General features: G+C 67.4%; 20 protein-coding genes. 19 read left to right on the top strand and 1 reads right to left on the bottom strand.

The features are described from left to right. Positions 1–82 precede the first annotated feature (82 nt). Both adhP and EH231_RS24365 read left to right on the top strand, forming a co-directional pair. Entirely contained in the window at positions 83–1144 is a 1062-nt protein-coding gene (adhP, locus tag EH231_RS24370; RefSeq protein ID WP_234927020.1) for an alcohol dehydrogenase AdhP, read from the top strand. A 128-nt stretch (positions 1145–1272) separates the two neighbouring features. Further along, positions 1273–1671 carry a GlcG/HbpS family heme-binding protein gene (locus tag EH231_RS24365; protein WP_090424706.1) on the top strand — a complete coding sequence of 133 codons (399 nt, stop codon included), beginning with the start codon at positions 1273–1275 and terminating at the stop codon, positions 1669–1671. 2 nt (positions 1672–1673) lie between these two features. On the opposite strand, the gene EH231_RS24360 is transcribed toward EH231_RS24365, so the two are convergent. Next, on the bottom strand, positions 1674–2399 hold the full coding sequence (locus tag EH231_RS24360; RefSeq protein WP_090424707.1) for a (2Fe-2S)-binding protein: 726 nt from the start codon (positions 2397–2399) through the stop codon (positions 1674–1676). A gap of 125 nt (positions 2400–2524) precedes the next feature. Here EH231_RS24360 and EH231_RS24355 point away from each other — a divergent pair, with 125 nt between their 5' ends. The 17 genes from EH231_RS24355 to EH231_RS24275 all read left to right on the top strand — a co-directional run bounded on the left by EH231_RS24355 (position 2525) and on the right by EH231_RS24275 (position 18766). Further along, on the top strand, positions 2525–2953 hold the full coding sequence (locus tag EH231_RS24355) for a diol dehydratase small subunit (protein ID WP_124713487.1): 429 nt from the start codon (positions 2525–2527) through the stop codon (positions 2951–2953). Between the two features lie 10 nt (positions 2954–2963). Next, complete coding sequence (locus EH231_RS24350; protein WP_090424709.1) at positions 2964–4682, top strand: propanediol/glycerol family dehydratase large subunit; 1719 nt, start codon at positions 2964–2966, stop codon at positions 4680–4682. A gap of 1 nt (position 4683) precedes the next feature. Continuing rightward, positions 4684–5280: a propanediol/glycerol family dehydratase medium subunit gene (locus EH231_RS24345; protein WP_090424710.1), complete on the top strand. Its 597-nt coding sequence runs from the start codon at positions 4684–4686 to the stop codon at positions 5278–5280. Then, positions 5280–7139: a diol dehydratase reactivase subunit alpha gene (locus EH231_RS24340; protein WP_124713486.1), complete on the top strand. Its 1860-nt coding sequence runs from the start codon at positions 5280–5282 to the stop codon at positions 7137–7139. Before EH231_RS24345 ends, EH231_RS24340 begins: the two co-directional genes overlap by 1 nt. Positions 7140–7191: 52 nt before the next feature. After that, positions 7192–7488 carry a glycerol dehydratase reactivase beta/small subunit family protein gene (locus EH231_RS24335; protein WP_241177798.1) on the top strand — a complete coding sequence of 99 codons (297 nt, stop codon included), beginning with the start codon at positions 7192–7194 and terminating at the stop codon, positions 7486–7488. A gap of 221 nt (positions 7489–7709) precedes the next feature. Further along, positions 7710–9125 (top strand): ethanolamine permease, encoded by a 1416-nt coding sequence (gene eat, locus EH231_RS24330; protein ID WP_090424713.1) that lies wholly within the window; start codon positions 7710–7712, stop codon positions 9123–9125. Further along, complete coding sequence (locus EH231_RS24325) at positions 9122–10537, top strand: ethanolamine ammonia-lyase subunit EutB (RefSeq protein ID WP_124713484.1); 1416 nt, start codon at positions 9122–9124, stop codon at positions 10535–10537. Before eat ends, EH231_RS24325 begins: the two co-directional genes overlap by 4 nt. After that, positions 10534–11307 carry an ethanolamine ammonia-lyase subunit EutC gene (eutC, locus tag EH231_RS24320; protein ID WP_206429608.1) on the top strand — a complete coding sequence of 258 codons (774 nt, stop codon included), beginning with the start codon at positions 10534–10536 and terminating at the stop codon, positions 11305–11307. Before EH231_RS24325 ends, eutC begins: the two co-directional genes overlap by 4 nt. Positions 11308–11335: 28 nt before the next feature. Next, a complete protein-coding gene (locus EH231_RS24315; RefSeq protein WP_124713483.1) occupies positions 11336–12622 on the top strand; it encodes an HAD family hydrolase in 1287 nt (428 codons plus the stop codon). 101 nt (positions 12623–12723) lie between these two features. Beyond that, the gene (locus EH231_RS24310; protein ID WP_124713482.1) at positions 12724–12981 is read left to right on the top strand and encodes a hypothetical protein; all 258 of its coding nucleotides are present in this window, start codon (positions 12724–12726) and stop codon (positions 12979–12981) included. A 15-nt stretch (positions 12982–12996) separates the two neighbouring features. Continuing rightward, positions 12997–13410 carry a hypothetical protein gene (locus EH231_RS24305; protein WP_124713481.1) on the top strand — a complete coding sequence of 138 codons (414 nt, stop codon included), beginning with the start codon at positions 12997–12999 and terminating at the stop codon, positions 13408–13410. Between the two features lie 388 nt (positions 13411–13798). Next, positions 13799–14242, top strand: a complete 444-nt coding sequence (gene rplM / locus EH231_RS24300) for a 50S ribosomal protein L13 (protein ID WP_090424717.1) — start codon at positions 13799–13801, stop codon at positions 14240–14242. A gap of 8 nt (positions 14243–14250) precedes the next feature. Beyond that, complete coding sequence (rpsI, locus tag EH231_RS24295; protein ID WP_409544395.1) at positions 14251–14715, top strand: 30S ribosomal protein S9; 465 nt, start codon at positions 14251–14253, stop codon at positions 14713–14715. A 315-nt stretch (positions 14716–15030) separates the two neighbouring features. Beyond that, positions 15031–15462: a hypothetical protein gene (locus EH231_RS24290; protein ID WP_234927022.1), complete on the top strand. Its 432-nt coding sequence runs from the start codon at positions 15031–15033 to the stop codon at positions 15460–15462. 153 nt (positions 15463–15615) lie between these two features. Beyond that, positions 15616–16956 (top strand): phosphoglucosamine mutase, encoded by a 1341-nt coding sequence (gene glmM, locus EH231_RS24285; protein WP_124713480.1) that lies wholly within the window; start codon positions 15616–15618, stop codon positions 16954–16956. Positions 16957–16993: 37 nt separating this feature from the next. Beyond that, positions 16994–17290: a type VII secretion target gene (locus EH231_RS24280; protein ID WP_124713479.1), complete on the top strand. Its 297-nt coding sequence runs from the start codon at positions 16994–16996 to the stop codon at positions 17288–17290. 3 nt (positions 17291–17293) lie between these two features. Beyond that, a complete protein-coding gene (locus EH231_RS24275) occupies positions 17294–18766 on the top strand; it encodes a hypothetical protein (protein WP_090424719.1) in 1473 nt (490 codons plus the stop codon). Positions 18767–18810: the final 44 nt, after the last annotated feature.

Genomic DNA, 18810 nt, shown 5'->3' with positions numbered 1-18810 from the left:
CCGGTGCTGCCCGCGGAGTCGCATAACCGAATAACAACAAAAATCGGCTGCCAGCAACACCTTTCAATGATGGGAACGACTCATGACTCAGACTCTCGACGACAGCGTCGGCGCCAACAGTGCCGGCCGGATGCGCGCGGCGGTGGTCACCGAATTCGGTGCCCCGCTGCAGGTTTCCGAGCTCGACCTGCCGACACCCGGACCGGGTGAGGCACTGGTCAAGCTCGAGACCTCCGGCGTGTGTCACACCGACCTCCATGCCGCGCATGGCGATTGGCCGGTGAAGCCGAGCCCGCCGTTCGTGCCGGGCCACGAAGGCTACGGCACCGTGGTGGCGCTGGGGCCCGCAGTGGCCGACCTGAAGGTTGGCGACAAGGTCGGCAACGCCTGGCTGTGGTCGGCCTGCGGCACGTGCGAGTACTGCCGCACTGGCTGGGAGACCCTGTGTGAGCAGCAGCGCAACGGTGGCTACAGCGTCGACGGCAGCTTCGGCTCCTACATGCTGGTCAACGCCGCCTACGCCGCACGAATCCCGGACGGCGCCGACCCGGTCGAGGTGGCACCCGTTCTGTGTGCCGGGGTGACGGTCTACAAGGGCCTGAAGGTGACCGACACCCGGCCCGGTCAATGGGTGGCGATCTCCGGGGTCGGGGGGCTGGGGCACGTCGCGGTGCAGTACGCCCGCGCGATGGGTCTGCGGGTGGTCGCGATCGACATCGACGACAGCAAGCTGGAACTGGCCGGCCGACTCGGCGCGGAGGTAACGGTGAACGCCAAGACTTCCGATGTCGTGGCCGAGGTGCAGAAGGCCACCGGTGGCGTGCACGGCGTGCTGGTGACGGCGGTGCATCCGCAGGCGTTCGGCCAGGCCATCGGGCTGGCTCGCCGGGGTGGCACGATCGTGTTCGTCGGGCTGCCGCCGGGAGACTTCCCGGCGCCCATCTTCGACATCGTGCTCAAGGGGCTGACGATCCGCGGCTCGATCGTGGGTTCGCGCCAGGACATGGTCGAAGCCCTCGATTTCTACCACCGTGGCCTGATCCACCCGATTGTCGAGACGACGTCGCTCGATCAGATCAACGACGTGTTCGACCGGATGGAACGCGGACAGATCGACGGCCGGATCGTCATCGACTACCGGTAGCAGAGGTCCCCTGATCTGCCGTCGAGTGTGAAGCTGTTGCGACATCTGACCCGCACGCTCGTAACAGCCTCACACTCGCGGTATTGCTTGACAAAAACTGTCCATCAACATGATTCGCGAGGAGACTCATGGGTTCCCTGCCGCTGCCAACCGCGCAGAAGGTGATCGACGCCGCAATAGTCAAGGCTGAGGAGATCGGCCAGCCTATGAACATCGCAGTGGTCGATGACGGAGGGCATCTGGTCGCCTTCGTGCGCATGGACGGCGCGATCAAGGCGAGCATCGACATCTCGATCCGCAAGGCGCGCACCGCCGTCATGATGAACCTGCCCACCAGCGCGCTGATGGACGTCTGCCAGCCGGGCGGCGAGCTGTATGGCCTGGAGCAGACCTCGGGCGGATTGGTCGTGTTCGGCGGCGGAATACCGCTGGAAGCCGACGGCGTCGTGACCGGCGCGGTCGGGGTCAGCGCCGGCAGCGTCGAGCAGGACGTAGCGGTGGCCACCGCAGGGGCCGCGGCCCTGTAGCTTCAGCCGGTCACACCGCCGGGAACGCTGTCGACAAGAACGCAGTCGCCGCAGTAGCCGCCGCCGGGAACCTGGTAGAACAGGCAGCAGTTGCGGCGCCGGAACCGACCTCCGGCGAAGTCCGCGGTGGCGCACAGCGGTTCGGTCGCGATCAGCGCGTCGATGAGGGCGCGGCCGCGGGCCCGCGCGTCGGGACGGGACTGGGCCAGTACGGTGACGGCACCGTTGGCCGCCGAGGCGATATTGCCCCACATCACCTGGGGCGATAGAGATTCCGCCAACCGCATGGTGTCGTTCAGTAGGCTCAACACGTTTCCGATCAGAGAACCGGTGATGACGGCCGCGGCCCGGTGTGGATCGGTCTCGGTCACCGACTCGGCGCCGGCCGTACCGAGGGTCGGTCGGTGGGACGAATCAGATTGCCAGAACAGCGAATCCAAGGTCAAGAGCGGGACGGTACCCAGGCATACCGCGGCACCGACAACGGGGGACACCAGTCTGGCGGTGATCGACAGGTGTACGGAGGATGCCGCCGCCTTGACGGGGACATCGGCTTCGTCGATCCCGAAACCGGATGCGGTCGCGGCTCGGGTGCGCATCGTGTATTCGTGCACGGCCGCCTGGTCGCCGCACAGGGACGCGATCGGCCGCCAGGTGACGGGGTCGGCCGCAGGAAGGGCAAAGAACTCACCCAGCGCGGCGATCGGGTCGGATTTTCCAGCGTCCATCGTCGGGACAGATTAGCCGCACTGACCTGCGGCGCAACCTTGATGCAACGTGATGCAGCGCACAATTGGACCGCGTTGTGTTGCACGTCGGTGGGAGAACCGCCCCGAGTCAGTTGGAGTAGTGAATGACAGAACCGATCCTCGATCCTTCAGTCGATTACCCGCTGAGCATCCATCGCGAGGATCTGCTGTTCACCCCCAACGGCAAGCCGATCGGTGACATCACCATGGATGCGGTGATGTCTGGTGAGGTCGTCGCGTCGGACCTACGCATCACCCCGCCGACCCTGCGACTGCAGGCGCAGATCGCCGAGAAGGTGGGACGCCGGCAGCTCGGCTCGAACCTGCGTCGCGCTGCGGAGATGACCGCCATCAGCGATGAGCGGGTGCTGCAGATCTACAACGCGTTGCGGCCCAACGCCTCCACCAGGGCCGAGCTCGACGCGATCGCCGACGAGTTGGACACGAAATACGGGGCGACATTGCTGGCCGGGCTCGTCCGCGAGGCCGCCGAAGTCTACGAGCGCCGCGACATCCTGGCCACCAGCGAATAGGAGAACACCGGTGACGGCAGTATCGCCACAACATTCCGCGGCCGGCCGGCGCAGGCAGTCCGAGCGCACCAAGGTGCTGGAGGACCGGCCGGTCAACCTCGACGGCTTCGTCGAGGAATGGCCCGAGGTGGGCATGGTCGCGCTGGACAGTGAATTCGATCCCGCGCCCAGCGTGCGGGTCGCCGACGGCGTGATCGTCGAGATGGACGGCCGCGCTCGCGCCGACTTCGACTTCATCGACCAGTTCATCGCCGACCATGCCATTGATGTGGCCACCACGGAACAGGCCATGGCAATCCCCGCGGTCGAGATCGCCCGGATGTTGGTCGATCCCCACGTGACCCGTGACGAGGTGATCGCGGTGACCGGTGGCCTGACCCCGGCCAAGCTGCTCGAGGTCGCCAAGACGATGAACATCGTCGAGATCATGATGGGGATGCAGAAGATGCGGGCCCGTCGTACAACGGCCAACCAGGCGCACTGCACCAGCGCTCGTGACAACCCACTGCAGGTGGCCTGTGAAGCCGCCGAGGCGTCGCTGCGCGGATTCTCGGAAGTCGAAACGACTTTGGGTGTGGTGCGCTACGCCCCGCTGGTGGCGATGGCGCTGCAGATCGGCAGCCAAGTCGGCTGTGGTGGGCGCCTGACTCAGTGCGCGCTGGAGGAGGCCACCGAGCTGGAGCTAGGCATGCGCGGGATCACTGCGTACGCCGAGACCATTTCGGTGTACGGCACCGAGTCGGTGTTCGTCGACGGCGATGACACGCCGTGGTCGAAGGCATTTCTCGCGGCGGCCTACGCGTCGCGGGGGATCAAGATGCGGTTCACCTCAGGCACCGGTTCCGAGGTGCAGATGGGCAACGCCGAGGGCCGCTCGATGCTGTATCTGGAGATCCGCTGCATCCTGGTGGCGAAAGGCGCAGGCGTACAAGGCCTGCAGAACGGTTCGATCTCCTGCATCGGCGTACCGGGTGCGGTACCGGCGGGCATCCGGGCGGTCGCGGCCGAGAACCTCATTGCCTCCGCGGTGGACCTGGAGTGTGCGTCCGGCAATGACCAGTCCTTCTCGCATTCGCCGATGCGGCGGACGGCACGCCTGTTGCCCCAGATGATGCCGGGTACCGATTTCATCACGTCCGGGTATTCGGCAACGCCCAACTACGACAACATGTTCGCCGGGTCCAACGTCGATGCCGAGGACTTCGACGACTTCAACACCATCCAGCGGGACCTGCAGATCGACGGCGGGTTGCGCCATGTCAACGAGTCCGAGATCCTCGCCGCGCGCAGCCGGGCGGGTAAGGCGCTGCAGGCGGTGTTCGCCTACCTCGATCTGCCCGCTATCACCGATGCGGAGATCGAGGCCGCGGTGTACGCCCACGGCAGCCGCGAGCTGATCCCGCGTGACGTACTGGAAGACCTCAAGGGCGCGCAGCAGGTGATGGACCGCGGCGTGACCGGTCTGGATCTGGTGAAGGCGCTGGAATCCACCGGGTTTTCCGACATCGCCGAAAACCTGTTGGCCGTGTTGCGCCAACGGGTTTCGGGTGACCTCCTACAGACGTCGGCGATCATGACGCGCGAGCTGCGGCCATTGTCGGCGGTCAACGACCGCAATGACTACGCAGGCCCGGGCACCGGCTACCGCCCCACGGGCGCGCGCTGGGAGGAGATGAAGCGGCTGCGTCACGTGACCAGCGCCGAGAACCCCGAACTGGAGGTCGAGTGACATGTCGGCAGTGACCGGGCCCCGCACCCTGACGTTCACCGGCGAGCGGCCGGCGGAACCGGGAAAGCGTTCCGATGAAGTGGTGCTGGCGATTTCGCCGGCGTTCGCCGACTTCTTCAGCCAGACCATCATCGGCCTGTCTCATGCCGAAGTGATCCGCCAGATCCTGGCCGGCATCGAGGAGCAGGAGGTGGCCGCACGATGCATCCGGATCCGGCACAGCAGCGACCTTGCCGTGGTCGCGCACGCGGCGGCCAGGCTGAGCGGATCGGGAATCGGCATCGGCATCCTGTCTCGCGGCACATCGATGATCCATCAGCGTGATCTCCCGCGATTGTCCAGCCTCGAGCTGTTCCCGCAGAGCCCTCTGATGACGTTGGAGACGTATCGCCGCATCGGCTCGAACGCCGCCCAATACGCCAAAGGTGAGTCGCCCGAGCCGGTTCCGACGCTCAACGATCAGATGGCCCGGCCCCGCTGGCAGGCCAAGGCGGCGTTGCTGCATCTGAAGGAGACCGAGCAGATCCGCAAGCAGGCTCGCCCGGTAGAGGTGACGCCGGAGTTCGCCGAGCTGACCCCTGAGGCACTGGGCACCTGATGGCACTGACCGTTGTCGGTGTCGACATCGGCAACTCGACGACCGAGGCCAGCGCCGCGGTTGTCGCAAATGACGGCTCGATCCGGTTCCGTGGCGCCGCGCTGACTCCGACGACCGGCGTCAAGGGCACTGCAGGCAATGTCGACGGGGTGGCCCAGGCGGTGGTTCGTGCGCTGGAGACGAGTGCGATCGAGCTGGCCGAGCTCGACATCGTCTTGCTGAACGAGGCCACCCCGGTCATCAGTGGCATGGCGATGGAAACCATCACCGAGACCATCATCACCGAGTCGACGATGATCGGCCATGACCCGCGCACCCCGGGTGGCCGCGGCCTCGGTGTGGGCTTCACCGTCGCAATCGACGTCCTCGCCCAAACCCCTTCCGGCACCGAGGCGATCGTCGTTGTACCCAGGGGAGTGGACTTCGAGGAAGCGGCCCGCGCGATCAATGCCGCGACCGCACGCGGCCTGGCTGTACGCGGGGTGATCCTGGCCAACGACGACGCCGTGCTGGTGGCCAATCGGCTCGACACCGTGGTTCCGGTGATCGATGAGGTATCGCGCATCGATGCGTTGCCTCTGGGCATGTTGGCCGCAGTCGAGGTGGCCGCGCCCGGCAACTCGATCCGGACCTTGTCCAATGCCTATGGCCTGGCGACGATCTTCGATCTGGACGCGGCTGCCACCAAGGTGATCTCGCCGGTGGCCCGAGCGCTGACCGGCAACCGCTCGGCTGTGGTGGTGCGCACTCCCGCAGGCGATGTCGCGGATCGCAGTATCCCGGCGGGCTCGCTCGAGCTGTCCGGCGTGCACAAACGCGCGACGGTCGACGTGTCCCGCGGTGCACTGGAGATTATGGGCGCGGTCGAGCGGGTCGCTCCACTCGCGGATGTGGCGGGGGAGTCCGGCACCAACGCCGGCGGCATGATAGCCAACGTCCGGCGCAGCATGGCCGAGCTCTCCGGTCACGCCCTCGCTGATGTGCGCATTCAAGATCTGCTGGCAGTGGATACCTTTGTGCCACAAGAGGTTCGCGGTGGAGTTGCCGGCGAGGTGACCCTGGAGAACGCGGTAGCGCTGGCCGCCATGGTCCGGACTCGTGAAAGTGGAATGCGTGCGGTGGCCGAGGAGGTGCGCAGCCGGTTGCGGGCTGCCGGGGCCGCAGGTGTCGAGGTGATGGTCGGGGGTGTCGAAGCCGAGATGGCGGCGCTCGGCGCGCTGACCACCCCGGGAACCGACAAGCCGCTCGTGGTGCTCGATCTCGGTGGCGGGTCGACAGATGCCGCACTCGTCGAAGTGGATGCCGGTATCAGTGCCGTGCATCTGGCCGGTGCGGGCGATCTGGTCACCAAACTGATCGACGCCGAGCTCGGGCTCGACAATCTGGAACTGGCCGAAGACATCAAGCGATCGCCGTTGGGCAAGGCGGAGAGCTTCTTTCATGTCCGGTTGGAGAACAACACCGTGATGTTCTTCGAGAAGCCGTTGCCTGCCACATCGTTCGCGCGGGTGGTCACGCTGGCCGAGTACGGAATGAATGCGATCCCCACCCGGCATTCCATGGAACGGATCAGGTCGGTGCGCCGCGCGGCCAAGGAGCGGGTCTTCGTCGCCAACGCGCTGCGCGCGCTGCGGGCTGTCGCGCCCGCCGGCGACCTGCGCCAAATCGGGTTTGTCGTGCTGCTCGGTGGGTGCGCGCTGGACTTCGAGATCCCCGAGCTCATCGCGGATGCCCTGGCCCCCTTCGGGATTGTCTGCGGCACAGGCAATGTGCGTGGGTCTGAAGGACCGCGGAATGCGGTGGCCACAGGCCTGGTGGCGTCACACGCTCGACTGGTCGGAGTGGGCGCCAGTGCATAGCGGTGGTCACCCCGATCGTCCCGCGATCGTGGTGTTGAGTGCGGGCAGCCGTGTGATCGAACGGGACGTGCTGGCGGGCATCGAGGAAGAAGGTGTTCCGTATCTGTTGGTTCCGAGCGACGCCGGGGTGGCGGCGGCGGAACTGGCGCGCCGCGCGGCACTCAGATCGCCGCTAAATGTCGGGGTGGGTGTCGGAGCCGCCGGCGAGGTGTGCGTGCAGCACGCCAAATTGTCAGATCCGTTGCCCGAGCTGTCTTCTGGTGAAGGATCCGACGCTGGGGCGCGCCGCGTACTCGGCCACAATGCGGCGCGGATCGTGGTCGGAGTGCCACTCAAACCCAACTATTGACAACGAAATTCGCCGTTGGGGTAGACACCGCCGCATAGTGGGGCAATAATCTTCGATTAAAGGTTGAGTTTCATACCTTTGGAAGGTTGCCCCGCCGGAGATCTGGCGTCGGCCCGGCGGTGTTGCCGGGTTAGAGGTGGGCCGCCGCCTGCAAGACCGTCATCAGCTGACGGCATCACATAACGAGACATACGAAACCGTTGTCAATGAAGGAGTTTGAAATGGCGGGTGTGGAAGAACACCTGGAGAGCGCTGACTATCTGAAGAAACGTCAGCTCAAATCCGGAAGCGCGGGGTGGCTGCTGTTGGCCGGCCTCGGCGTCAGCTACGTGATCTCCGGCGATTTCTCGGGCTGGAACTTCGGCCTCGAACAGGGCGGCTTCGGGGGCCTGCTGATCGCCGTGGTGGTCATCGCCGCCATGTACTTCTGCATGGTGCTGGGCCTGGCCGAACTGTCCTCGGCACTGCCCGCGGCAGGCGGCGGCTACACCTTCGCCCGCCGCGCCCTGGGCCCGTGGGGCGGCTTCGCCACCGGCACCGCGATCCTGATCGAATACTCGATCGCCCCGGCGGCGATCGCCACGTTCATCGGCGGCTACGTCGAATCCCTTGGCCTGTTCGGCATTCACAAGGGCTGGTGGGTCTACCTGGCCGCGTTCGTCATCTTCATCGGTATCCACCTCGCGGGTGTCGGTGAGGCGCTGCGCCTGATGTTCGTCATCACCGCGATCGCGCTGCTGGGCCTGGTCATCTTCGCCGTGAGCGCCATCGGCCACTTCGACGTCGCCAACCTGACCGACATCGCCCCAGACGCCGCCGCGCTCGGCGCTTCGAGCTTCCTGCCGCACGGCTACCTGGGAATCTGGGCCGCCATCCCGTTCGCGATCTGGTTCTTCCTGGCCGTCGAAGGCGTCCCACTGGCCGCCGAGGAGACGGCGAACCCGGAGCGCAACGTGCCGCGCGGCATCATCGCCGCGATGACGGTGCTGATCGTCACCTGTGTGACGGTGCTGTTCCTGACGGCCGGCGCCGGCGGTGCCGACGCGATGTCGACCGTGGACGATCCGCTGGTGCAGGCGCTCGGCGGTACCGGCACGGCGGCCAAGCTGGTCAACTACATCGGCCTGGCCGGGCTGGTCGCGAGCTTCTTCTCGATCATCTACGCCTACTCGCGGCAGACCTTCGCGCTGTCGCGGGCCGGTTACCTGCCCACCTCGCTGTCGGTGACCAACAAGCGCAAGGCCCCGACGCTCGCGCTGATCGTCCCGGGCATCATCGGCTTCCTGCTGTCGCTGACCGGCCACGGTGATCTGATCCTGAACATGGCGGTCTTCGGCGCCGCGCTGAGCTACGTGCTGATGATGATCAGCCACATCGTGCTGCGGGTCCGCGAGCCGGAGATGAAGCGCCCTTACCGCACTCCGGGCGGCATCGTCACCACCGGCTTCGCCCTCGTCGTGGCGGTCGTGGCGCTGATCGCGACCTTCGTGGTCAGCCCGGTGGCCGCGGGCCTGTGCCTGGCCGTGTTCTGCGCGTTCATGCTCTACTTCGCGCTCTATAGCCGCCACCGCCTGGTGGCCAACTCGCCCGACGAGGAGTTCGCGATGCTCGCCGAAGCGGAGAGTGCCCTGAAATGAAGTACCACCAGCAGGTTTCGGGGGTGACCTACAGCTTCGACGGTCTGGTCGAGGTGATGGCCAAGGCCACCCCGCTACGCTCCGGCGATCAGCTCGCCGGCTGCGCGGCCGAGCACGACGGTGAACGCGCCGCGGCCGCCTGGGTGCTCGCGGACCTGCCGCTGGACACCTTCCTCAACGAGGAACTGGTGCCGTACGACACCGACGAGGTCACCCGGCTGATCATGGACAGCCATGACCGGCAAGCCTTTTCGGAGATCTCGCATCTGACCGTCGGCGGGCTGCGGGATTGGCTGATGGACACCGCGGCCCATGATCACAGCGCCGAGCGACTGGCCGCCGTCGCACCGGGGCTGACCCCGGAAATGGTTGCGGCGGTGAGCAAGATCATGCGCAACCAGGATCTGATCGCGGTGTCGGCCGCCGCGGAGGTGACCGCGGCGTTCCGGACCACCGTCGGCGCCCGCGGCACCCTGGCCACCCGACTGCAGCCCAACCATCCCACCGATGACCCTCGTGGGATCGCCGCGGCCGTGCTCGACGGGCTGCTGCTGGGCTGCGGCGACGCGGTGATCGGGATCAACCCGGCCACCGACTCGCCGCAGGCCACCGCGGACCTGCTGTATCTGCTCGATTCGATCCGCACGCGCTACGACATCCCCGCCCAGTCCTGCGTGCTGTCGCATGTCACCACCACGATCGGGTTGGTGGAGGCCGGTGCGCCGGTGGACCTGATGTTCCAGTCCGTCGCCGGCACCGAGGGGGCCAACTCCGCATTCGGGGTGAACCTGCAGCTGCTGCGGGAGGGCAACGAGGCGGCGCGCAGCCTGCGCCGCGGCGCCGTCGGCGACAACGTCATGTACCTGGAGACCGGGCAGGGTTCGGTGCTCAGTTCCGGTGCGCACCTGGGCGTCGGCGGCAAGCCGGTGGACCAGCAGACCCTGGAGGCCCGTGCCTACGCGGTGGCCCGCGACCTGCAGCCGTTGCTGGTGAACACGGTCGTCGGGTTCATCGGGCCGGAGTACCTCTACGACGGTAAGCAGATCATCCGGGCGGGCCTGGAAGACCACTTCTGCGGCAAGCTGCTGGGCCTGCCGATGGGGGTGGACGTCTGCTACACCAACCACGCCGAGGCCGACCAGAACGACATGGACAACCTGCTGACGTTGTTGGCCGCGGCCGGAGTGGCGTTCGTCATCACCGTGCCGGGCGCCGACGACGTGATGCTCGGCTACCAGAGCCTGTCGTTCCACGACGTGCTGACCACCCGGCGCACCCTGGGCCTGCGGCCGGCCGCCGAGTTCGAGGCTTGGCTGCGCAGCGTCGGCATGGTCGACGACTCCGGCAAGCTGACGCCGTTCGACCTGGAGCGTTCGGTGCTGCGGTCCCTGACTTCCGCGGAGACATCATGAGTCCCAATGAGATTGCGGTCCAAGAGTTCTGGGATGAGCTGCGTAAGACCACGCAGGCCAGGATCGGGCTGGGTCGGGCCGGTAACGCACTGCCCACCCGCCGGGTGCTGGAATTGGCCGCGGCGCACGCCGCGGCCCGCGATGCCGTGCACGTGCCGTTGGACACCGATCAACTGGTGACGGCGGTCCGCAACGTGGGCATCGGTGAGCCGACGGTGGTGACCAGTAAGGCCACCTCCCGCGACGAGTATCTGCGCCGGCCCGATCTGGGGCGTGAGCCCGCCGAGGGCATGCAGGTGCCCGACACCCCGGCCGACATCGGCTTCGTGCTGGCCGACGGGTTGTCGCCGACCGCACTGGATCGTCACGGTGCGACGCTGCTCGCGGCGTTGGTGGCCGAGCTGCGGGACCGCTACACCCTGGCCCCGCCGGTGATCGCGACGCAGGCCCGCGTCGCCCTCGGTGACCACGTCGCAGCGCAGGCCCACATGCGGACAGTGCTCGTGATAATCGGGGAGCGGCCAGGTCTGAGCGTCGCCGACAGCCTCGGCATCTACCTCACCCACCTGCCGATGCCCGGCCGCACCGACGCGGACCGCAACTGCATCTCCAACATCCACCCGCCCGACGGCCTGGGATACGCCGAAGCCGCGCGGGTGGCAGCCGGATTGGTCGACGGTGCGCTGGCCCTGGGCCGCTCCGGCGTCGACCTGAAGGACACCTCACGGACCTCGGCGCTCGGCACACCGGGTCTCGCCGAACTGACCTAGTCGAACTCACCAGACAGGGAACCCCTTGATGACCTCACGCGCACCGCTGTCCCTACTCGTTGCCGCAGTGACCGCGGTGCTGACTGTCGCCGGGTGCGGCTCCGGCACCGAGTCTTCGCAGTCGTCGGGCACCTCGGCCGAGACTCCCGCCGCGGCCTGTCGCACGTTGGCCGAGAACCCCGGTTGGTACGGCGACAACCGGGACCGGATCAACGCGATGCTCGCGGAGTTGGGGACCTGCGGGGCCAACGGCTCGGTGGCCGATGGCGCACCGCTCGCGCTGTTCGACTGGGACAACACCGTGGTCAAGAACGACATCGGCGATGCGACGTTCTTCTGGATGGTGCGCAACGGCAAGCTGCGGGCACCTGCCGGTGGCGACTGGTCGACCACGAGCCCCTACCTCACCCCGCAAGCCGCGGCGGCTCTGGCCAAGGCGTGTGCCGCGGCCACGCCCGGCCAGCCCATGCCCACCAACACCGACCTCGGGTGCGCCGACGAACTGCTGTCGGTCTACACCGACGGGGAGACGCGGGCCGACGAGGCGGCGTTCGCCGGGTTCAACGCCCGCCGGTTCGAACCGTCGTACGCGTGGGCGGCGCAGATGCTGGCCGGCTGGCACGAATCCGAGCTGACCGGTTTCGCCGAGGCGGCCCGTAAGGAGAACCTCGAGGCGGCCGAAGGCACCGAACAAAAGGTCGGCAGCGGCGACGAGACTGGCTGGGTGCGGTACTACCCGCAAATGCGAGATCTGGTGGAAACCTTGCGCGCCAACGGTTTCGACGTGCGCATCATCTCCGCGTCGGCGGAGCCGGTGGTGCGGGTGTGGGCGGCCGACCTCGGTTTCACGCCTGACAAGGTGATGGGGGTGCGGACCGAGCGCGACGGTGATGTCCTGACGTCGAAGTTGGTGGCGTGCGGGGGCGAGACGGCCATCCCGTACATGGAGGGCAAGCGGTGCCGGGTCAACGAGGACGTCTTCGGGGTCAAGGGACCCGCCGCGTTCGAGCAGCAGGCCGAGCCCAAGCGCGCGGCCTTCGGCGCCGGGGACTCCGACACCGACGTCACGTTCCTCACCGATGCCACCGCCCTGCGCCTGGTGCTCAACCGCAACAAGACCGAGTTGATGTGCTCGGCCTACGACAACGCCGACGGTCGCTGGGTCGTAAATCCGATGTTCATCGAGCCGAAGAAGAAGCAGGGCGACGCATACCAGTGCGCGACGGAGGGCTACATCGAGCCCAGCGGTAAGGAAGGCCCGCTGCACCGTCCGGACGGAAGCGTGGTGCCCGACCAGCAGGACGGGGTGTCCTGACGCCGTGAGAATGCTGGCGTAAAGCTCGGAGTTTCCTGGCTCAGCAATTCCACAGCCCGCTGGCGGGGTGCCCTACAGAATTCGGGCGTCACATATGCGCCATGAGTACACACGAGGGGCAGCTGAAGCTCAAGGGGCACAGTCGGATACAGGTAACGGGCGTGTTACTTGGTGTCGCCGCCATCTCGGCGATGGCGGCGTTCGCGTTCGGTTATCCCGAGGAAATGCCTGCGGGGCAGGGCAACCCGCTCGCCGGATCCGGTGATGCGCCGACGAACACGGTTTTCACCCAGCCCGTGGTCGGCCCGATGAAACTCGGTAGCACGGTCACCGATACCACCCCTCCGGTTGCGAAATAGGTTGTGGTGGAACGCATGTCAACGCGCATTCCCGGGGTGGCGGCGGCCTTCGCGACGCCGCTGGCGGCTCTGGTCATGAGCGGTGTCGCACACGCATCGTCGCCAGATGTCGTCGGCCAGAAGTACGGCGACGCATCGGGCACGCTCAGCGGAGCCGGGTACTCGCCCGTGGTGGAGACCACCGTCGGTGACCGCGAATCCTGGTCGGACTGCGTCGTCACCCGTCAACAGGACCGCACCGTGCAGCCACCGCCCAACACCACGGGCTCGGCCACCAATCAGACGCTGGTGTCCCTCAACTGCGACAAGTCGGTGGCATCGGCCACCGGACCCGGTAACTCCGCGGCCAGCCCGGAGGGCCGCGCGGCGATTCAGGCTGCTCAACAGCAGGCCGCGCAGGACCAGGCGCAGGCCGAGAAGAAGCACTAGACCCGGCCTCGGCAACGGTCACCCGTCACGGCAGGGCGGCCTCCTCTGACGGCAATGCCGCCGCCTTCGGTCACCCCAGTGCACGCCCGGAATCTGGGAGTTGCGATGCGTCCGCGGTGTGAGTTCTCCAGGAGGGCGGCAGAGCGCCGGGTGACGTGGGGCGGGGCTTTGCGGCCCAGTCTGTGCGTCGGGCCCACAAGGGCGTTTTGACCTGCCTCGACGCCGACCGGTAAGCTGCTCCGTTGGTGTGTGCTGCCCTTTGGGGCGAGCGGGTCCCGGGTCAATGTCGGTCGCCGGGAAACCGAGTACACGCGCCGCGACCGGCACCCGGCTCGCTCCGGGGTCCGAAACCCGAGCTAACGCTCGAATAAAGATAGAGGTATGCGCTGTGCCTACGTACACGCCGAAGGCGGGTGACACCACGCGTCAGTGGTTCGTCATCGACGCCCAGGACGTGGTGCTCGGCCGGCTCGCCGTCGAAGCAGCCAAGCTGCTCCGCGGCAAGCACAAGCCGACATTCACGCCGAATGTCGATGGTGGCGATTTCGTCATCGTCATCAACGCCGAGAAGATCGCCGTCAGCGGCGACAAGCTCACCAAGAAGTTCGCTTACAGCCACTCGGGTTACCCGGGCGGTCTGCGCAAGCGCACCATCGGCCAGCTGCTGGAGAAGCACCCGACCCGCGTCGTCGAGAACGCGATCATCGGCATGCTGCCCCACACCAAGCTCGGTCGTCAGATTCAGAAGAAGCTCAAGGTCTACGCCGGTCCGGATCATCCGCACGCCGCGCAGCAGCCGGTTCCGTACGAGATCAAGCAGGTGGCCCAGTGACCGAAACGATTGAGAACGGCGACGTCGTCGAAGCCGTGACCGAGAGCGTCGAGGTGGAGCAGGAGCACCGCGAGCCGGTCATCATCGACCGCCCGATCCAGACCGTCGGCCGCCGCAAGGAGGCCGTGGTGCGAGTTCGCCTGGTGCCCGGCACCGGCAAGTTCAACCTGGACGGCCGCACCCTGGAGAACTACTTCCCGAACAAGGTGCACCAGCAGCTGATCAAGGCCCCGCTGGTCACCGTCGACCGCCTCGAGCACTTCGACATCTACGCCCACCTCGATGGTGGCGGCCCCTCGGGTCAGGCCGGCGCCCTGCGCCTGGCGATCGCCCGGGCGCTGATCCTGGTGCAGCCGGAGGACCGGCCGGCACTGAAGAAGGCCGGGTTCCTGACCCGTGACCCGCGTGCCATCGAGCGCAAGAAGTACGGCCTCAAGAAGGCCCGTAAGGCGCCTCAGTACAGCAAGCGCTGATCTGTCGCCTTTACGGCCGAACGAACCCGCCGGGTGTGTCATGTACACACCCGGCGGGTTTGTTTTATGTCCGGGGTCTCGTCGAGGGCATGCCTCCGGACGAATTTCAGGGGGCTGACCTCGGCAGACGACCATGTTGGGCAATTTTCTGCTGATTCCGGGTTTGAGCACCGGTGTGGCGGGAAGCCCTCTGGGCGGAGAGCAGGGGGCCGCTTTGTGTCAGCAGGGTTGTGCACCGCAGGACCTTCCTGCCACCGGTGAAACGTCGTACCGACGTCGGGGGACCGGGGCCGCTTTCCATCGGAAGGAGCAATTGTGGGGAACTTCGTGAAGACTGCGACCGCGGGCGCGATGCTCGGCGGATCGCTGCTGTTTACGGTCGGCCTGGGGATCGCCAACGCCGCGCCTGACACGCTCGGCGACGGCAAGGTGAATCTCACCCTGGGCAACGTCTCGGTCCTGGAGAACGTCGACACCGCCGCGGCAGCACAGATCGCGGCGGGGGTGTGCGAGAACACCGACACGTCATCGCTGACCACTGCTGTGCAGGGCGTCGACACGAACGGCGCCGACCACGTGGTGTGCACCAACAACCTGGGGACCATCTCGTTCAGCCAGAACGGCACCACTGAGCGGCCCGGCAACGCGGCCGAGGGGACGGCGCCGCGCAGCGTCGCGCCGACGGCGCCGACGACGCCTCAGGCTCCTGGGGCCGGCCACTCCTCGTCGGATAGCGAAGGCAGCTAGCGATTCGTCACCGACCCTGTCCGCGGTCAGCCGCGGGCAGGGATCCGGTGATCGTGCATCCGAGGATCACGAACGAGTATCGATCTGGCCCCGGGATGGTCGCTGACCTCGTCGGTTGTGTTTCCGGCAGCCAATTATGAGAAGTTTAAGGGCATGGGTCGACTGTTCGGCACCGATGGGGTGCGCGGGGTCGCCAATCGCGATCTGACTGCTGAACTGGCGGTAGCACTCGGTTCGGCGGCTGCCCGGCGTCTCGGCAGTTCCGCGGGACATGGCCGGCGGGTCGCCGTGGTGGGCCGTGATCCGCGTGCCAGCGGCGAGATGCTGGAAGCCGCCGTGATCGCCGGTATCACCAGCGAGGGTGTCGACGTCCTGCGCGTCGGTGTCCTGCCGACGCCCGCGGTGGCGTATCTGACCAGCGCTTATGACGCGAATTTCGGAGTGATGATCTCCGCGTCGCACAACCCGATGCCCGACAACGGCATCAAGATCTTCGGTCCCGGCGGGCACAAGCTCGATGACGCCGCCGAGGACCGCATCGAGGAACTCGTGCAGGCGGGTCCCGGGAACAGGCCGACAGGTGCCGGCATCGGCCGGGTTCTCGACGCCGAGGACGCGTTGGACCGCTACCTGCGCCACGCCTCCAAGGCCGTGACCACCCGCCTGGACGGCCTCACCGTCGTCGTCGACTGCGCGCACGGTGCGGCATGGGCGGCTGCTCCGCGCGCATACCGGGCCGCTGGAGCCAACGTCATCGCGATCAACGCCGCGCCCAACGGCCTCAACATCAACGACGGCTGCGGATCCACCCACATGGATGTGCTGCAGGCCGCGGTTCTCGAGCACGGCGCCGATCTTGGCCTCGCCCACGACGGCGACGCCGACCGGTGCCTGGCGGTAGACGCCTCGGGCCGGCTCATCGACGGCGACGCGATCATGGTGGTGCTGGCGCTGGCCATGCAGGAGGCCGGCGAGCTGGCCTCCGACACGTTGGTGGCCACGGTGATGAGCAATCTCGGTTTGCACCTGGCCATGCGGGCGGCCGGTATCGAGGTCCGCACCACCGGTGTCGGGGACCGCTACGTGCTGGAGGAACTGCGGGCCGGCGAGTTCTCGCTCGGTGGTGAGCAGTCGGGTCACATCGTGCTGCCCGGACTGGGCACCACCGGTGACGGCATCGTCACGGGCCTGCGGCTGATGTCGCGGATGGCCCAGACCCGCAGTACCTTGGCTGCGCTTGCCGAGCCGATGCGCACGCTGCCGCAGGTGCTGATCAACGTTGCGGTCGACGACAAGGCCGCGGTGGCCACCGCGCCGTCCGTGCAGTCCGCCGTGGCCGAGGCCGAGGCTGAACTCGGCGACACCGGCCGAATCCTGTTGCGGCCCTCGGGTACCGAACAGGTGGTCCGGGTGATGGTCGAGGCCGCCGACGAGAACACGGCCCGACTGCTCGCGGTACGGGTGGCCGATTCGGTCAGCGGCCAGTCAACCTGAGGGAACCGCACGGCTCCCGGCTGCGTCTAAACCGGGCATGGGAGAGGTAACTACCGCGCGCGTCGATGTTCCGGCGTTGCAGCAGGCGGCACGGCAGTACGATGCCGTCGCCGAGATCGTCGATTCCGGCATCCGAATGCGTCTGCGATTCGACGGCGCGACGGCCGGGCGGGCGCACACGGCCTCGGGTGAGTCGGTGCGGGCCGCGCTCGACGAGTGCATCGCGCCCGTACGGCAATGGGCCCGCGCTGCCGGTGAGGTCGCCGCGGTGCTGCGGAGCACCACCGACCGGTACGTCGCCGCGGATGCCGCCGCGGCCGCACGGGTGGGTTGAGGCGTGGCCCAAACCGTGGATGTCGCAGCACGTTTGGACCGGGGACAGCCCACGGTCGAGACTTTTGCCGAATTCGTCTGGGCCTGTGGGCTACTGGGTTATCAGCATCCGGACCTCACCGCACACGTCGGCCAGGTGCACGACTGGTACGCCACCGAAGACGGCCTGGACCTCGGGACGCTGGACAGCGATTGTGTGGCCTTGGCGGCGGCCGCGGGCTCGGCCGAGCAGGCGCTGCGACTGCAGGACGATCAGCTGACGGTACTCGCCCAGGCCTGGCAGGGCGGCGGCGCGCAGGCAGCGCGTGAGTTTCTGCTGCGCCACGGTGGGGCGGCGCAGCAGGCCGCTGCCGCCGTACGGGCAGCGGCCGACACCATGGCCGCGTTGCGTGATCAGCTGTACCGGGCCGTCGACAGCAAGGTCGCGGCCACCGAACGCATCGCGACGCGCTGTGCGGCACAACGCGATACCTGGCTGGCCGCGGCCCGCACCGTGCGGACCGGCCTCGGAGATCGCGCCGCCGCCAGTGAACTGATCGATGCGCAGGTGAAACCGTTCGTCGACAACGACATCGGGGCGGACTGGGTGGCGGAGATGCGTTCGGCGACCACCGCCGTGGACGACGCGTACAGTGCCGCCATCATGGCGCTGACTGATCGCCCGGCTCCGGTGTTCGAGATCCCCGGTGATCTCGGGCCCTCGTGGACGCCCCGTATCGGTGCGGCGGTTTCAGCGGACCCGCCGGTGAGCAGTGCCAGAACGGTTCCCGCCGGATTCGTAGCGCCCGCCGCCTCCGGCCCGGCGCCGGTGTGGGGCCCGGCAGACTCGGCGGGCATGCCCCAGACGGTCCCGCAGACCGTCGCTGCGGCACCGCCTTTCGCGTCGGCGGCCGCCGATCCGATCCCGCCATCCGCGCCACCGGCCGCCAACTCTGCCGCACCCGATCCCGCATCGGGATGGGGTTCGCCGCTCGGCAGTGGACTGTCCGGGGCCGGGTTGTCGGGTGGGGGATCCGGGTTGTCCGGGATCGGTCAACAACTCGCAGACTTGTTCGGCGGGTTGATCGGATCGACCTCGGAGGGATCGCTGGGGTCGGGCGCCGACAATGGGCTGCCTGGGCAATTCGACACACCGAAGACATCTGACGCGGTCGATGCCGTGGACGCGGATGACGCGGACAATCTCGACGAGTCGGACGACGACGCGGACGACCGCGAGTCTGACGACGGCGACGCGCCGGCAGCCGAAGACGCTGCCACCGAGGAGGACACCGACGCGACTACTGACGGCAAAGCGGTCGAGGAGGATTCACCCGACGCGCCCGTGCCCGCTGACCCGGCCGCCGACGACGTCGAACCGCAGGCCGTCGTCGCACCGCCGGTTGCCCCGACCCCGCCGGCCGAGCCATTGGTGGCACCCGCCGACAAGACACCGTGCGAGATCGCCGCCGACGAGCTCCCGCAGGTCGGCGGCTAGACACCCCTGCCGAATCGGATTTCGATCCCTGCCAGTGGGACTTT

The organism is Mycolicibacterium nivoides (assembly GCF_003855255.1).
GTDB classification, from domain to species: Bacteria; Actinomycetota; Actinomycetes; order Mycobacteriales; family Mycobacteriaceae; genus Mycobacterium; species Mycobacterium nivoides.
This window is presented reverse-complemented; position numbering and strand designations above follow the sequence as displayed.

What these genes read in the sequence shown, in the direction of transcription:
- EH231_RS24360 (WP_090424707.1), bottom strand. Translation starts at nt 2,399, where the DNA reads ATGGACGCTGGAAAATCCGACCCGATCGCCGCGCTGGGTGAGTTCTTT.
- glmM (WP_124713480.1), top strand. Translation starts at nt 15,616, where the DNA reads ATGGGTCGACTGTTCGGCACCGATGGGGTGCGCGGGGTCGCCAATCGC.
- EH231_RS24310 (WP_124713482.1), top strand. Translation starts at nt 12,724, where the DNA reads ATGAGTACACACGAGGGGCAGCTGAAGCTCAAGGGGCACAGTCGGATA.
- EH231_RS24315 (WP_124713483.1), top strand. Translation starts at nt 11,336, where the DNA reads ATGACCTCACGCGCACCGCTGTCCCTACTCGTTGCCGCAGTGACCGCG.
- EH231_RS24345 (WP_090424710.1), top strand. Translation starts at nt 4,684, where the DNA reads ATGTCGGCAGTGACCGGGCCCCGCACCCTGACGTTCACCGGCGAGCGG.
- EH231_RS24325 (WP_124713484.1), top strand. Translation starts at nt 9,122, where the DNA reads ATGAAGTACCACCAGCAGGTTTCGGGGGTGACCTACAGCTTCGACGGT.
- EH231_RS24305 (WP_124713481.1), top strand. Translation starts at nt 12,997, where the DNA reads ATGTCAACGCGCATTCCCGGGGTGGCGGCGGCCTTCGCGACGCCGCTG.
- eutC (WP_206429608.1), top strand. Translation starts at nt 10,534, where the DNA reads ATGAGTCCCAATGAGATTGCGGTCCAAGAGTTCTGGGATGAGCTGCGT.
- EH231_RS24340 (WP_124713486.1), top strand. Translation starts at nt 5,280, where the DNA reads ATGGCACTGACCGTTGTCGGTGTCGACATCGGCAACTCGACGACCGAG.
- EH231_RS24365 (WP_090424706.1), top strand. Translation starts at nt 1,273, where the DNA reads ATGGGTTCCCTGCCGCTGCCAACCGCGCAGAAGGTGATCGACGCCGCA.
- adhP (WP_234927020.1), top strand. Translation starts at nt 83, where the DNA reads ATGACTCAGACTCTCGACGACAGCGTCGGCGCCAACAGTGCCGGCCGG.
- eat (WP_090424713.1), top strand. Translation starts at nt 7,710, where the DNA reads ATGGCGGGTGTGGAAGAACACCTGGAGAGCGCTGACTATCTGAAGAAA.
- EH231_RS24280 (WP_124713479.1), top strand. Translation starts at nt 16,994, where the DNA reads ATGGGAGAGGTAACTACCGCGCGCGTCGATGTTCCGGCGTTGCAGCAG.
- EH231_RS24355 (WP_124713487.1), top strand. Translation starts at nt 2,525, where the DNA reads ATGACAGAACCGATCCTCGATCCTTCAGTCGATTACCCGCTGAGCATC.